The sequence below is a fragment of the Sphingobium sp. B11D3D genome (genome assembly GCF_025961755.1).
GTDB lineage: Bacteria > Pseudomonadota > Alphaproteobacteria > Sphingomonadales > Sphingomonadaceae > Sphingobium.
In genome coordinates this window covers 2,828,092-2,842,128 of sequence record NZ_JAOQOG010000001.1, presented here as the reverse complement: position 1 = coordinate 2,842,128, position 14,037 = coordinate 2,828,092, and the positions used below count along the sequence as shown (strand labels likewise).

The 14,037-nt window shown below is 66.8% G+C and carries 12 protein-coding genes; 11 read left to right on the top strand and 1 reads right to left on the bottom strand.

Annotated elements, in window-relative coordinates; translation table 11 throughout:
* The first annotated feature begins 14 nt into the window (after positions 1-14).
* The 11 genes from ftsW to M2334_RS13400 all read left to right on the top strand — a co-directional run bounded on the left by ftsW (position 15) and on the right by M2334_RS13400 (position 12,609).
* The gene (ftsW, locus tag M2334_RS13450; protein ID WP_264572369.1) at positions 15-1,175 is read left to right on the top strand and encodes a putative lipid II flippase FtsW; all 1,161 of its coding nucleotides are present in this window, start codon (positions 15-17) and stop codon (positions 1,173-1,175) included.
* Positions 1,172-2,338, top strand: a complete 1,167-nt coding sequence (murG, locus tag M2334_RS13445) for an undecaprenyldiphospho-muramoylpentapeptide beta-N-acetylglucosaminyltransferase (protein ID WP_264595019.1) — start codon at positions 1,172-1,174, stop codon at positions 2,336-2,338. Before ftsW ends, murG begins: the two co-directional genes overlap by 4 nt.
* A complete protein-coding gene (gene murC, locus M2334_RS13440; RefSeq protein WP_181558865.1) occupies positions 2,335-3,762 on the top strand; it encodes a UDP-N-acetylmuramate--L-alanine ligase in 1,428 nt (475 codons plus the stop codon). Before murG ends, murC begins: the two co-directional genes overlap by 4 nt.
* Positions 3,762-3,995 carry a hypothetical protein gene (locus M2334_RS13435; RefSeq protein WP_181558866.1) on the top strand — a complete coding sequence of 78 codons (234 nt, stop codon included), beginning with the start codon at positions 3,762-3,764 and terminating at the stop codon, positions 3,993-3,995. Before murC ends, M2334_RS13435 begins: the two co-directional genes overlap by 1 nt.
* Positions 3,995-4,939: a UDP-N-acetylmuramate dehydrogenase gene (gene murB, locus M2334_RS13430; protein WP_264605687.1), complete on the top strand. Its 945-nt coding sequence runs from the start codon at positions 3,995-3,997 to the stop codon at positions 4,937-4,939. Before M2334_RS13435 ends, murB begins: the two co-directional genes overlap by 1 nt.
* A complete protein-coding gene (locus tag M2334_RS13425; RefSeq protein WP_264605686.1) occupies positions 4,936-5,898 on the top strand; it encodes a D-alanine--D-alanine ligase in 963 nt (320 codons plus the stop codon). The genes murB and M2334_RS13425 overlap by 4 nt, the downstream gene beginning before the upstream one ends.
* Complete coding sequence (locus M2334_RS13420; protein ID WP_264605685.1) at positions 5,895-6,857, top strand: cell division protein FtsQ/DivIB; 963 nt, start codon at positions 5,895-5,897, stop codon at positions 6,855-6,857. The genes M2334_RS13425 and M2334_RS13420 overlap by 4 nt, the downstream gene beginning before the upstream one ends.
* 2 nt (positions 6,858-6,859) lie before the next feature.
* Positions 6,860-8,119, top strand: a complete 1,260-nt coding sequence (gene ftsA / locus M2334_RS13415) for a cell division protein FtsA (RefSeq protein ID WP_264595016.1) — start codon at positions 6,860-6,862, stop codon at positions 8,117-8,119.
* Positions 8,120-8,235: 116 nt separating this feature from the next.
* On the top strand, positions 8,236-9,738 hold the full coding sequence (gene ftsZ / locus M2334_RS13410; protein WP_264576423.1) for a cell division protein FtsZ: 1,503 nt from the start codon (positions 8,236-8,238) through the stop codon (positions 9,736-9,738).
* Between the two features lie 52 nt (positions 9,739-9,790).
* On the top strand, positions 9,791-11,458 hold the full coding sequence (locus M2334_RS13405) for an SPOR domain-containing protein (RefSeq protein WP_264605684.1): 1,668 nt from the start codon (positions 9,791-9,793) through the stop codon (positions 11,456-11,458).
* The gene (locus tag M2334_RS13400; RefSeq protein WP_264605683.1) at positions 11,455-12,609 is read left to right on the top strand and encodes a deoxyguanosinetriphosphate triphosphohydrolase; all 1,155 of its coding nucleotides are present in this window, start codon (positions 11,455-11,457) and stop codon (positions 12,607-12,609) included. The genes M2334_RS13405 and M2334_RS13400 overlap by 4 nt, the downstream gene beginning before the upstream one ends.
* Before the next feature lie 310 nt (positions 12,610-12,919).
* Here M2334_RS13400 and recF read toward each other — a convergent pair whose 3' ends face one another.
* Complete coding sequence (gene recF / locus M2334_RS13395) at positions 12,920-13,987, bottom strand: DNA replication/repair protein RecF (RefSeq protein ID WP_264605682.1); 1,068 nt, start codon at positions 13,985-13,987, stop codon at positions 12,920-12,922.
* Between the last annotated feature and the right edge of the window lie 50 nt (positions 13,988-14,037).

Genomic DNA, 14,037 nt, shown 5'->3' with positions numbered 1-14,037 from the left:
GCCCCGGCAAGCCCATGCCGCGCGAGCGGACCGCGCTGGCGATCTGGTTCTGGGAGATCGACCGAGTGCTGCTCGGCCTCATCGTGGTGCTGATCGCGATCGGGCTGGTGGCGGTCGCGGCGGCCTCGCCCGTGGCGGCGGCCAAGCTGTCGACCCATTCGGCCTCGCTCTCGCCCCTCTATTTCTTCTATCGCCAGCTCATGTGGATCGGCCTCGGTCTGCCGCTGATGATCGTGATTTCCATGCTCCCGCGTACCCAGGCCCGCCGTTTGGCGGTCGGTCTGGCGGCGCTGTTCGCGGTGATGCTGGTGCTGGTGCCGATCATCGGGACGAGCGTGAATGGCGCCTCGCGCTGGCTGGGCAGCGGCGCCTTCCGCTTCCAGCCCTCCGAGTTTCTCAAGCCCTTCTTCGTCGTTGCGATTGCCTGGCTGCTGTCGCTGCGCGCGCGCGATCCGTCACTACCGGTGATCCCACTGACGGGCATGTTGACCGGCATCGTCGCCCTCCTGCTCATGCGACAGCCGGACTTCGGCCAGACGGTCATTTTCGTGGCCTGCTGGGGTGCGCTGCTGCTGGTGGGCGGCGCCTCGATCAAGCTCCTCTCGGGTTTTGCATGCGGCGGCCTCGGCCTGTTCGTGCTGACCTATCTCTTCTACGACAATGGTCGTGAGCGCATCGATTCCTTCCTCAACCCGGTCGTCGATCCGGCGGCGGGGCCGGATCAGGTGCAGCTGGCCTATGCGACCATCACGCGCGGCGGCCTGACTGGCGTTGGTCCCGGCGGCGGCACCGCCAAGTTCAATCTGCCCGAGGCCCATACCGACTATATTTTCTCGGTGATCGGCGAGGAGTTCGGCCTGATCGCCTGCATCGCCATTGCGCTCGTCTATCTCGCCATCATCGTGCGGGTGCTGCTGCGGCTGCTGGATGAGGAAGATCCATTCATCGTCATGGCAACCTCCGGCCTTGTCTTCGTGATGGGCGTGCAGGCGGTCATCAACATGGGCGTGAACATTCATATCTTCCCCTCCAAGGGCATGACGCTGCCATTCATCAGCTATGGCGGCTCGTCGATGATTGCCTTGTGCTCGGGCATCGGCCTGCTGCTGGCCTTCACCCGGCGGAACCCGTATATGTCGCGCTCCCCCTACGTCGTCACATGGAGCGGGCGATGAGCCTTTTTCGGCATTATGTTCTGGCTGCCGGTGGCACGGGTGGGCACATGGTCCCCGCCCACGCCATCGCGCAGGAGCTTATGGCGCGGGGCCACCGCGTCGCCCTGATTACCGACGAGCGTGGCGCCAAGATTCCGGGCCTGTTCGAGGATGTGCAGACGCATGTGCTGCCGGCCGGCCGCATGTCCGGCGGTATTTCCGGCTGGATCAGGGGCTTCAAGGCCATTCTCGAAGGGCGCGCCATGGCCAGGCAGCTTTATTCGACCTTCGAGCCGGCCGCCGTGGTGGGCTTCGGCGGCTATCCGGCGCTGCCGGCGATGCTCGGCGCCTTTGCGGCAGGCATACCGGCGATCGTGCATGAGCAGAATGCGGTGCTCGGCCGCGTCAACCGGCTGGTGGCCCGCAAGGTGGCTGCGATCGCGACCGCTTATCCCGATGTGAAGCGCCTCGCCAAACGCCATGCGGACAAGACCTATCTGGTCGGCAATCCGGTGCGGGAGTCCGTTCTGGCCCTGCGCGACGAGCCGTTCCCGGTCTTCTCCGATGAGAGCGTGCTGCGCCTGCTGGTCACCGGCGGAAGCCAGGGCGCGTCGATCCTCTCGCAAGTCGTGCCGGCCGGGCTTGGCATGTTGCCGATCAGCCTGCGCCGCCGGCTGCAGGTCACGCAGCAATGCCGGCCCGAGGACATCGAGCAGGTCCGCGCGCTCTATGCCGAGATGGAAATTCCTGCCGATCTGGCGACCTATATCGAGGACATGCCGACCAAGCTGGCCTGGTCGCACCTTGTGATCGGGCGCGCCGGCGCCTCGACCATTGCCGAACTCACCGCCGCGGGGCGCCCCGCCATCCTCATACCTTTGCCGAGTGCCATGGATAACCACCAAGCCTATAATGTCCTCGAGATGGTGAAGGCGGGCGGCGCCCGCGCGATCGACCAGAGCAAGTTCACGCCCGCCGAGCTGGCGCGCCAGATGCAGAAGCTGGCAATGGAACCGGGCGCGCTCCAGAACGCCGCCAAGCGCGCGCATCGCTGCGGCCGCCCGGATGCGGTGAAGGACATGTGCGATCTCATCGAGAGCTTCGGCCCCGCGCCGCAGACCATCGACACCGTGCGGGCCGCAGAAGCGCCGCGCATGGCTGGCCTTGCGGGAGCGGGCGCATGAAGGGCGTCGGCACGGATATCGGTACGATCCACTTCATCGGCATTGGCGGCATCGGCATGTCCGGCATCGCCGAGGTGATGCACAATATGGGTTACAGCGTGCAGGGCAGTGACATGTCGGAAGGCTATGTCATCCAGCACCTGCGCGATCTCGGCATCAATGTGATGATCGGTCACAAGGCCGAGAATCTGGGTGATGCCGCCGTGGTGGTGACCTCCACCGCGATCAAGCGCGGCAATCCGGAGGTGGAGCTGGCGCTGGAGAATCGCGTGCCCGTCATCCGCCGCGCCGAGATGCTGGCCGAACTGATGCGGCTCAAATCCACCGTCGCGGTGGCCGGCACGCACGGCAAGACGACGACGACCTCGATGATCGCGGCGCTGCTCGATGCCGGCGGCATTGACCCCACCGTCATCAATGGCGGCATCATCAACAGCTACGGTTCCAACGCGCGCCTCGGCAACAGCGACTGGATGGTGGTCGAGGCCGATGAGAGTGATGGCAGCTTCCTGCGGCTGGACGGTACCTATGCCGTCGTCACCAACATCGATCCCGAGCATCTCGATCATTATGGCTCGTTCGATGCGGTGAAGGACGCGTTCGTCGAGTTTGTCGAGAATGTGCCCTTCTATGGCGCCGCCATGCTCTGCCTGGATCACCCGGAGGTGCAGGCGATCCTGCCGCGCGTGCAGGATCGGCGCATCGTGACCTATGGCTTTTCCGCACAGGCCGACCTGCGCGGCGAAAATGTCCGGCCCGTTCCCGGTGGCAATATGTTCGACGTGCAGATCCGCGAGCGTGATGGCTCGACGCGACGCATTGCGGACATCACCATGCCGATGCCCGGCCGGCACAATGTTCTGAATGCCATGGCCGCCATTGGCGTCGCCCTGCAGATGGGCATTGACGATGCAACGATCCAGACCGGCTTCGCCAGCTTCGGCGGCGTCAAGCGGCGCTTCACCAAGGTGGGCGAGATCGAGACGGGCGGCGGCAAGGCCGTCGTCATCGATGATTATGGCCACCACCCGGTCGAAATCCGCGCGGTCCTCGCAGCGGCCCGCGAGGGGGCGCAGGGCCGGGTGATCGCCGTGGTGCAGCCGCACCGCTTCACGCGGCTGCGCGATCTGATGGACGAGTTCCAGCAATCCTTCAACGATGCCGACATGGTCTATGTTTCGCCCGTCTACCCGGCTGGCGAGCAGCCCATCGAGGGCGTGGATGCCGATGCGCTGGTCGCCGGCCTCAAGCGTCGCGGCCATCGCGCGGCGCAGACCATCGGCGATGCCGATGCGCTCGCCGCGGCCCTCGCCGCGGATCTGAAGGCCGATGACATGATCGTCTGCCTCGGCGCGGGCGACATCACCAAATGGGCGGCCGGTCTGGCGCCGGCCATCGCGGCATCGGGCGAGGGGCGCGGCTGATGTGGGAGCTGATGCGCATTGGCCTGGAGATGCAGGAGCGCATGATCGAGGTGCATGGCAAGAGCCTCGACATGGCGCGCGAAATGATCGACGCCGTCGAGAGCCATGCCGCTATGGGGCCGAAGGGCATGGGGCAGGCCGCGCTCGACATGGGTGAAGCCATGAACCGCGCCGGCAAGGCACAGGCCGACTTGATCGGGCGTTGGTCCAGCTGGTGGAGCGGTCGCTCCTGATGAATCCTGCCGCTTCCGTGAACGTCGATCGACACCTGAACCCCGACGGCATTGCCGTACGGGGAAAGCTGACGCGCGGTGCGCCGCTCGCGCCTTTGGTGTGGTTCAAGGCGGGCGGTGCGGCGGATTGGTTGTTCGAGCCGGCGGATGCGGATGACCTCGCGCAATTCCTCTCGGCGCTGGATCTCTCGGTGCCGGTGATGGCGCTGGGCCTTGGGTCTAACATGATCGTTCGCGATGGCGGCGTGCCCGGCGTGGTGGTGCGGCTCGGCAAGGCCTTCGCGCGCGTCGAGCGGAGCGCGCCGCAGACGCTGCGGTGCGGCGGGGGCGCGTCTGGCATTCTGGTCTCCTCCACCGCACGCGATGCGGGCATTGGCGGGCTTGAGTTTCTCCGCTCCATCCCCGGCACGGTCGGGGGCTTCGTGCGCATGAATGGCGGTGCTTATGGCCGGGAGGTGAAGGACATTCTGGTCGAGGCCGAGGTCATCCTGCGATCCGGCGAGCAGATTGTTCTGCCGCTGGATGCGCTCGGCTTCACCTATCGGCATTCGACGCTGCCCGAAGGCGCAGTGGTGATCGCGGCCACCTTTCGCGGCGTGCCGGCCGAGCCAGCGGCTATTCAGGCGGAAATGGACCGGATCGCGACCGCGCGGGAAGAATCGCAGCCGCTGCGCAGCAAGACGGGTGGATCGACCTTCAAGAACCCGCCGGGCGAAAAGGCCTGGGCGCTGGTCGACCGGGCCGGCTGCCGGGGCCTCAGCCTTGGTGGGGCGCAAGTGAGCGAGAAGCACACCAATTTCCTCATCAACATCGGCGGGGCGACCAGTGCGGACATCGAGTCCCTTGGCGAGGAAGTGCGCCGTCGCGTGCAGGCAGAAAGTGGCATAACCCTCGAATGGGAGATTCAGCGCGTGGGGCGTTCGGCGCAGGAGCAGGGACAATGAGCATCAAGCGTCTCAAGGTCGCCGTGCTCATGGGGGGCTGGGCCGCCGAGCGGCATGTCTCGCTGTCGAGCGCGAAAGGCATCATCCAGGCGCTGGAAGAGCGCGGCCATGAGGTCGTGCCCATCGACCTGGGCGCCACCCGGGCGGAGGGCCGTGATTTTCCGGCCAAGCTCATCGCGGCCAATCCCGACATCGTGTTCAATGCCCTGCATGGCGTGCCGGGCGAGGATGGCACCGTGCAGGGACTCATGGACATCATGGGGTTCGCCTACACGCATAGCGGTCTGGCAACCTCGGTCATCGCCATCGACAAGCAGCTCACCAAGCAGCATCTCGTGCCCCATGGCATCCCGATGCCCGGCGGCCATGTCGTCGAATGCGAGAGCCTGTTCGCCGGCGATCCCCTGCCGCGCCCCTATGTGCTCAAGCCGGTCAATGAAGGCTCGTCGGTCGGCGTCGCCATCGTCACGGAAGAGGGCAATTATGGCAATCCGATCGCGCGCGATGCGGTGGGGCCGTGGCAGGATTTCGACCAACTGCTGGCCGAGCCGTTCATTCGCGGCCGTGAGCTGACCGTCGCCGTGCTCGGCGACCGGGCGCTTGCGGTGACGGAGCTGCGCCCCAAAAGCGGCTTCTACGATTATGACGCGAAATATACCGATGGCCTGACTGACCATATCTGCCCGGCGCCCGTTCCGGCCGAGATGGCCGCCGCGATGATGGACATCGCGCTGCGGGCGCATCGTCTGCTGGGCTGCAAGGGCACATCGCGCTCGGACTTCCGCTGGGATGACGAGCGCGGGCTCGATGGCCTGTATCTGCTGGAAGTGAATACGCAGCCCGGCATGACGGCGTTGAGCCTGGTGCCGGAGCAGGGGAAATATTTGGGCATGAGCTACGGCGAACTCGTAGAGAGTATCATCGCCGAGGCTCTGGCGGACCGTGGGGGGAAGCAATGAACAGCGCGACGATCAAGCGCGGCTCGGCGAGCGGCGCGCGCGGCGGCCGGGCCGGCCGCAAGCCGCGGCGGGCGAGGAGCAATCTGGACAAGCTGCTCGACTATGTTCCGCTCACCCCGGCGCAAATCAATCGGTTGATGACCTGGGGGATCGGCCTGGTCCTCTTCATCCTGCTCTGGGTCACCGCCAGCTTCATGGGCTTGCCGGCGATGCTGCGCGCCGAGGTGAACGATCTCGCCGGGCGCGCAGGCTTTGCCGTCGCCAAGATCGAGGTGCGCGGGCTCGAGCGCATGGACGAGATGCAGGTCTCCGACATCGCCGTGAAATATGTCGAGCGTTCGATGCTGGCGGTCGATCTCGACAATCTGCGCAACGAGGTCATGCGGCTGGGCTGGGTGAAGGAGGCGCGGATTTCCCGCCGCCTGCCCGATGCGCTGATCGTCGATGTGGTCGAGCGGCAACCGGCTGCGGTCTGGCAGAATGGCGGGCAATTGATGCTGGTGGACGCCGCAGGCGTCGCGCTCGGCCCGGTCGAGGCCAATGCCTTGCCCGATCTGCCCCTGGTGGTGGGGCCGGATGCCAACAAGCGGACCAAGGCGCTGGCCGAACTGATGAACGCCGCGCCGGCGCTCAAGCCGATGCTCGCGGGCGCGACCTGGGTTGGCGGGCGCCGCTGGGATCTGCGCTTTCAGTCGGGTGAGCAACTGATGCTCCCCGAGGGCGATGCGGATGCCGCCGCTGCGCTGGTCAACTTTGCGCGCATGGATGGCGTGGACCGGCTGCTCGGGCGCGGGGTGCTGCGGTTCGACATGCGCGATCCCGCGCGGTTCGTGCTGCGCCTGCCGCCGGGCAAGAAAGAGGATGAAGCGCCGGCGGTAACGTCGGCGAAGGATTCGGCTGTCGTGACGTCCGGCGAGAAGGATCGATCGACGACCTCTGCATCGGGTGGGGAGGGCTAAGCATGGCAGCGCGCAACGATGGGCTGATTACCGCGATCGACATCGGCACCTGGAAGGTGTCGGCGCTGATCGCGCGCAAGCAGGAGGATGGCACGCTGGCGGTGCTGGGCACCGGTCAACGCGAGAGCCGGGGCGTGCGCCGTGGCTTTGTGGTCGATATGGAGCGGACCGAACTGGCCGTGCGCGAGACGGTCGAGCAGGCCGAGAAGGTCGCCGGCACCAATATCGAGAAGGTCATTCTGAGCTTCTCCGGCGGCAGCATCGAGAGCAAGGTCGAGCCGGTCGAGATCAATGTCGGCGGTCGGCGGATCGAGCAGGCCGATATCGAGAGCCTGTACGATCAGGCGCGCGAGCGGATCGATCCGGGCGGCCGGGTCATCCTGCAGGCGCAGCCGACGCTCTACACCATCGATGGCATGCGCGGCGTCGCGCGGCCGATGGGGCTTCATGCCGATCAGCTTGGCGTGGATGTCCATGTGGTGCTGGCCGATGGCGCGCCACTGCGCAACCTCGAAACCAGCGTGCGCGGGGCCTATCTTGATGTGCAGAGCATCATCGCCGCGCCGGTCGCCACCGCGGCGGCCTGCCTGTCCGATGAAGAGCGCGATCTTGGCGTTGCGCTGGTCGAGCTCGGGGCGGGCGTCACCAATGTGTCGCTGCACATCGGCGGCATGCTGGTCGGTTTCAAATCCATTCCCATCGGCGCGGCCGACGTGACCGACGATATCGCCTCGGCCTTCGGCATTCGCCGCAGCCAGGCCGAGCGCATGAAATGTTTTTACGGCTCGGCCATGCAGTCGCGCCGGGACTTTCGCGAGATCATCGAAATCGCGCCCGCCGCCAGCAGCGCTGAGCAGACCGAAGCGCGCCGCGTGACTCGCGCCGAGCTGGTCGGCGTCATCTGCGAGCGGCTCAACCGCCTGATGGCTGAGGTCAACAAGGCGCTGGGCGAGATGGGCTTCCACTCGCCGGTCGGGCGCCAGGTCGTGCTGACCGGCGGCGGCGCGGAGCTCAAGGGCATGGCGGACTATGCCCAGACTGCGCTCGGCCGCGCCGTTCGGATCGGCCGCCCCAAGCTGCTTGATGCCATGCCCGAGGCGCATCGTGGCCCGGCTTTCGCGACGCTCGCCGGCCTCGCGCTCTATGCGTCGAAGGAGCGACAGGATTTGCTGCAACGGCCTTTGCGCGAGCAGCGCGTCCACACGACGCGCGGCGGAGCGGTCGTCCAGCGGCTGATCGCGGCGTTGCGCGCAGGCTATTAGGGTCAGGCCGCAACATATTGTGGATGAGCGGTTAAAAAGAACGTGAATTGGCGGCTCATCTGGTGCATGAATCCCGACAAGGTGACGGTGCGGTCTGCACCCGGAGGAGATAGTTGATGAGCATTGAAATCGGTCCGCCCCATGTGGACGAGCTGAAGCCGCGGATTACCGTTATTGGCGTCGGCGGGGCGGGCGGAAATGCGATTGCCAACATGATTGGCGCGTCCGTGGATGGGGTCGACTTCATTGTCGCCAACACGGATGCTCAAGCGCTCAATGCCTCTCCTGCAGAACGCCGCATCCAGCTCGGCCCGCGCATTACCGAGGGTCTCGGCGCCGGTTCGCGCCCCGATATCGGCCGCGCCGCCGCAGAAGAAACCATTGCGGAAGTGCAGGAGGCGCTTGAGGGCGTCCACATGTGCTTCATCGCTGCGGGCATGGGCGGCGGCACCGGCACCGGCGCGGCGCCGGTCATCGCCAAGGCTGCGCGTGAAAAGGGCATCCTCACGGTCGGCGTGGTCACCAAGCCGTTTACCTTTGAAGGCTCGCGCCGGATGCGCTCGGCAGACTCGGGCATCGAGGAGCTGCAGAAGCACGTCGATACGCTGATCGTCATTCCGAACCAGAATCTGTTCCTGATCGCCAACCCGAACACGACCTTCAAGGAAGCGTTCGAGATGGCTGACGAAGTGCTGCAGCAGGGCGTACGCGGCATCACCGATCTCATGGTCATGCCTGGCCTCATCAACCTCGACTTTGCCGACGTCCGCTCCGTGATGGAAGAGATGGGCAAGGCGATGATGGGTACCGGCGAGGCCGAAGGCGACGGGCGTGCGCTCGAAGCTGCCGAGAAGGCGATTGCCAATCCGCTGCTCGATGGCGTCTCGATGCGTGGTGCCAAGGGCGTCATCGTCTCCATCGTGGGTGGCGAGGACATGCGCCTGATGGAAGTCGACGAGGCGGCCAACCACATCCGCGAGCTGGTCGATCCCGATGCGAACATCATCTGGGGTTCGGCGTTCAACGAGCAGTTGAACGGCAAGATCCGCGTCTCCGTCGTCGCGACGGGCATCGATAATGAAGCGAGCGCCGCGGCGCAGGCCCGCAGCCAGCCGTTCAAGCTGGGCGATGTGGGCGTCGCCGCCGCGCCGCGTCAGGCCGCACCTGCTGTGTCGGCGCCGGCCAATCTCGTCCGCCCGGAGGCTGCCCCCGCGCCGCGCTATGACGAAGGGCTGGACCTTGGTGGCGTCGCGCCGGCGCGCAACGAGTCGTTCACACCGGCCCCGACCAGCGAGGCGCCTGCCAGCTTCCAGGCGCCCAAGCCGGAAGAGCCCAAGCCGGCCCCGCGTTTCGCGGCGTCGACTTTCGATGACATCACCGGCGAGGATGAGCTGGTGCTCGACAACAGCGTCTCGCCCGAGCCGCCGCTTCGGGTAGAGCCGCCGCAGCCCGCCGAGGAGCCGGCCAGCAAGGGTACGAGCGGCGGCACGCTGTTCGAGCGCATGTCGCAGCTGGCCCGTGGCCAGGCACGGCAGGGCAATGCCGAAGAGAGCGAGAGCGAGCGGGATCGCACCGAATTTGAGGTGCCGCGCTTCCTCAATCGCCAGAACAACCAGTAAAACTGTGCACGGCGGGACGCAGCCCGTCCCGCCGGACAGAAGAGGTGTATCCGTGAAGTCGACCAGCTGCATTCTGGCCCTCTCTCTGGCCATCGCAGCGCCTGTGTTCGCGCAAAGCGGCGGGATGGTTCAGGCCACGCCACCAGCCGAGGCGGTAGCCGCGCTCAACCGCCATCTCGCCTCGCTCTCCCGTAATCCTCAGGATGTGAATGCCCTGCTCGGGGCCGGCCAGGCCGCGCTCGATCTGGGCGACATTCAGGCGGCCAATGGCTTCTTCACGCGCGCCAATATGGTCGATGGGCGCAACGGCCGCGCCCGGCTGGGTCTGGCGGTCGTGCAGATCGCCTTGAAGCAGCCTGCCGATGCCGCCGCGAACTTCGATGCTGCCTCGGCCTTGGGCGTCAGCGCCCAAGCGCATCTCCCCGAGCGCGCGCTGGCTTACGATCTCACCGGGCAGCAGGCCAAGGCGCAGCAGGATTATCGCGCCGTCCTGCAGGCCAATCCCAATGATAACACCGCGCGGCTCAATTATGCGGTCTCGCTGGGCGTCTCCGGCAATCTCGCGGAAGCCGAGCAGCAGCTAAAGCCGGCCCTGACCAGCGGTGACCGTGAGGCTTGGCGCATCCGGGCCTTCGTTCTCGCGATGAACGGCCAGATGGCCGAGGCGCGCTCCATTGCGCAGACGACGCTGCCGAAGGGCCTTGCCGACGCTCTCGAACCCTATCTGCAGCGCCTGCCGCTGCTGACCGCGAGCCAGAAGGTCTCTGCGGTCCATTATGGCGAGTATCCGGCGGATGTCCTCCGCTTGGCTGCACCCGAGCCGGCGCGGAACCGCGATACGCAGGTTGCTGCTGCCACCGAGCGCGAGCGGGGCGGCCGGCGTCAGACGGCGGCAGAACGACGGGCCGCCCAGCAGGCCGCGCGCCGAGCGTCGCAGGTTCAGCAACCAGCACCCGCGGCGGCAGCGGCCCAGCCGCTTCCACCGCCGCCACCGCCTGCACCGACAGCATCCCCACCGCCGCAACAGCCGGTGCAGACCGCCGCGCGCGCCCCCGCGCCGCAGCCGACGCGCCCGGCTCCTTCACCGGCTCCGGCGACACAGCCGGCCAGTCGCGTGACCAATCCCGCGCCGACGGCCGTCGCTGCCGTGGCGCCGGCGGCACCCAGCACGCCTGCCCCGGCGGCGTCTGCCCCGACACCGGCACCTGCGCCCGCGCCGCAGCCGGTGCGCTCGCTTGGCGACACGCTGCAGGCGCTCGAAGTGCCGGAAGGCGAGCGCCGGCAGGTCGCCGTCGCGGATCTGAGCGCCGTCGCGCGGATTCAGGAGCAGCGCCGGGTCGCGGCAGCCGCGCAGCAGGCCAAGGCCAAGGCGGATGCCGAGGCCCGCGCCAAGGCGGAAGCCGAACGCAAGGCCGAGGCCGAGCGCAAGGCCAAGCTGGCGGCAAACCCGTCGCGCAATTGGGTACAATTGGCGGCGGGGCGTGATCCGGCTGCGCTGGCTTTCGATCTGCGCCGTTTGCGCCGGACCTATGGCGACACGATTGCGGGGCAGGATGGCTGGACGGCCACCTGGGGCGAGACGCGCCGCCTGCTGATCGGCCCCTTCCGTCGCCCTGAGGATGCGCGGGCGGTGGTGACCGAATTGCGCAAGGCGGGAGGCGACGCGTTCTTCTGGCAAAGCGAAGCCGGCGAGGAAGTCAGCAAGATCGGCACGCAGTGAGCGTGCTCGCCCCCTATGCCTGTGACCCGGCGCGCAGCCGGGGTCGTCAACATGCCGAGCCGGGTGGCGAGGCGCGCGGACCACGCGACATTTTCCAGCGCGACCGCGACCGGATCATTCACTCCATCAGCTTCCGTCGCCTGCGCCACAAGACGCAGGTGTTCGTCGCACCCGATGGCGACCATTATCGCGTCCGCCTGACGCACAGCCTGGAGGTCGCGCAGATCGGGCGGACGATCGCCCGGGTGCTGGGGCTCAATGAAGATCTGACCGAGGCACTGTGCCTCGCCCATGATATCGGCCATCCCCCGTTCGGCCATGCCGGGGAAGATGCGCTGGAGGAGGCGCTGGTGGGGCAGGGCGGCTTCGATCATAATGCCCATTGCCTGCGCACGCTCGCCTTGCTGGAAAATGCCTATCCCCGCTTCCCCGGCCTCAATCTGAGCTGGGAGATGATGGAGGGGCTGGCCAAGCATAACGGCCCGGTGCTGGCGCCGAACTGGGCGATGCAGCAGATCGATTCCGCTTTTCCGCTGGAGCTGGAAAGCTGGCCGTCGCTGGAAGCGCAGGTCGCGGCCCTTGCCGACGATATCGCCTATGACAATCATGATATCGACGATGGCCTGCGCGCCGGCATTCTGACGCTCGAACAGCTTCTGGAAGCGCCGTTCGTCCGCCGCTGCTGGGAGCAGGTCACCGCGCGCTATCCCGATCTGCCGGCCGAGCAGCTGTTGCGGGAACTGATCCGCGACCAGATTGGCATCATGGTCAACGATCTCATCATGACCACGCGCGAAAACCTGCGCCTGCACGGGTTGGAGCAGGCCGATGTCTCAGCCGTGCGGAGCGCGGGACAGGCCATGGTCGCCTTCTCGGATGCGATGCGGGAGGACGAGCGCCAGCTCAAGCGCTTCATGTACGCCAATCTCTATCATCATCCGACCCAGCTGGCGGCAGCCGGGCGAGCACGGGTGATCGTCATCGATCTATTCCGCGCCTATCAGGCCGATCCTGCGCTGATGGGGACCGCCTGGGATGCCAGTTGCGGCGCTGCCGAGCCCGAGCGCAGCCGCCATATCGCGGACTATATCGCGGGCATGACCGATCGCTTCGCCGAGCGTGCACATCAGGAGATTTTCGGGGTTTCCTAAACGAGGACAGAGTTCGCGAGGACGTTGTCCACTATCGATTTGGTCAGAGCGCGCGACCATCGGCTCATGTGGGGGGAAGCCGACTTCGCCACCCTCCACCGTTCGTGCTGAGTAGGGTCTGAGTAGGGCCGCAGGCGCGTAGCGAAAACCCGTATCGAAGCATCTCAGTCATGGACTGCACCTTCGATACGCCGTTCGACAGGCTCAGCAGCTACTCAGGACGAACGGAGGGCGGTCAGCAATGATGCCGTGTCTGAAAGTCCGCGTGGGGGAAAAGGTGTAATAGCCGCGCTTCGGCCACGCCGCTTGATCACCCCGGAATGACCTGCCCCGCGTCCACCCGCAAATAGGTCGCCTGATCCAGCCCGTTGAACAGATCGGCCTCGGTCCCCGTCATCCACACCTGCCCGCCGCTGGCGCGCAACCGCTCGAACAGGGCGTGGCGGCGCGTCGGATCGAGATGAGCGGCCACCTCGTCCAGCAGGATGATGAGCGGTCGTCCGCTCTGTGTGCCGACCAGCTGGGCGTGGGCGAGCATGATGCTGAGCAGCAGCGCTTTTTGTTCCCCTGTCGAGCACAGCGCCGCATCCTGCTGCTTGGCTTCGTGCGTGACCAGCAGGTCGGCGCGATGGGGGCCCACAAGCGTTCGCCCCGCCGCCCGGTCTCCCGTCCGCGCCGCGCGCAGCCGAGCGGCAAGGGTGCCTTCCTCAAATGGCTCGCCGGTCAGCCTCAAGGTCGGCCGGGCGAAGAGATGCTGCGCGCTGCGGGCGATCTCCTCTTCAAGTTCGGCGATCAGCGCCCGCCGTGCGGCGTCGATTGCGGCGCCATGTTCCGCCATGCGGGCTTCCAGTGCGGCGAGCCAGTCCGGGTCGGCCGGCCCGTCTTCTCCCAGCAGGGCATTGCGCGCGCGCATCGCGGCCTCATAGCGCGCGCTGTGATGGGCGTGCGATGGCGCCTGGGCCAGCACCAGCCGGTCCAGGAACCGGCGCCGCCCGCCGGGGCTGTCCAGAAACAGGCGGTCCATCGCCGGCGTCAGCCAGCTCAGCGACACACGCGTCGAGAGGGCATTGGCCGGGGAGGCGCGCCCGTCGATCCGCACTTGCCGCTTGTCCGGCGCATCAGGGTCGGTGCCGGTCCCCAAGGCGGCATCGCCCAATCGCGCGGCGACCGCAAATCCGCCCGGCCCGCTTTGCCGCGCCATATCTCGCAGGGCAGCGCCGCGCAGGCCGCGCCCCGGCGCCAGCAGCGAAATCGCCTCGAGGATGTTCGTCTTCCCCGCGCCATTCTCGCCGGTCAGGACGATCATCGGCGCGTCGGGCACAATCAGGGCGTCGGCATGATTGCGGAAATTGGTGAGGGCAAGGCGGTCGATCGCCATGGCTGCTCGTAACCGGTGAGGGCTGGCACGCCAAGGCCTTCTATGGCAGA

Excerpts from the sequence above, each read along its gene's own strand:
- ftsW (WP_264572369.1), top strand. The coding sequence starts at position 15 with ATGCCGCGCGAGCGGACCGCGCTGGCGATCTGGTTCTGGGAGATCGAC.
- murG (WP_264595019.1), top strand. The coding sequence starts at position 1,172 with ATGAGCCTTTTTCGGCATTATGTTCTGGCTGCCGGTGGCACGGGTGGG.
- murC (WP_181558865.1), top strand. The coding sequence starts at position 2,335 with ATGAAGGGCGTCGGCACGGATATCGGTACGATCCACTTCATCGGCATT.
- M2334_RS13435 (WP_181558866.1), top strand. The coding sequence starts at position 3,762 with ATGTGGGAGCTGATGCGCATTGGCCTGGAGATGCAGGAGCGCATGATC.
- murB (WP_264605687.1), top strand. The coding sequence starts at position 3,995 with ATGAATCCTGCCGCTTCCGTGAACGTCGATCGACACCTGAACCCCGAC.
- M2334_RS13425 (WP_264605686.1), top strand. The coding sequence starts at position 4,936 with ATGAGCATCAAGCGTCTCAAGGTCGCCGTGCTCATGGGGGGCTGGGCC.
- M2334_RS13420 (WP_264605685.1), top strand. The coding sequence starts at position 5,895 with ATGAACAGCGCGACGATCAAGCGCGGCTCGGCGAGCGGCGCGCGCGGC.
- ftsA (WP_264595016.1), top strand. The coding sequence starts at position 6,860 with ATGGCAGCGCGCAACGATGGGCTGATTACCGCGATCGACATCGGCACC.
- ftsZ (WP_264576423.1), top strand. The coding sequence starts at position 8,236 with ATGAGCATTGAAATCGGTCCGCCCCATGTGGACGAGCTGAAGCCGCGG.
- recF (WP_264605682.1), bottom strand. The coding sequence starts at position 13,987 with ATGGCGATCGACCGCCTTGCCCTCACCAATTTCCGCAATCATGCCGAC.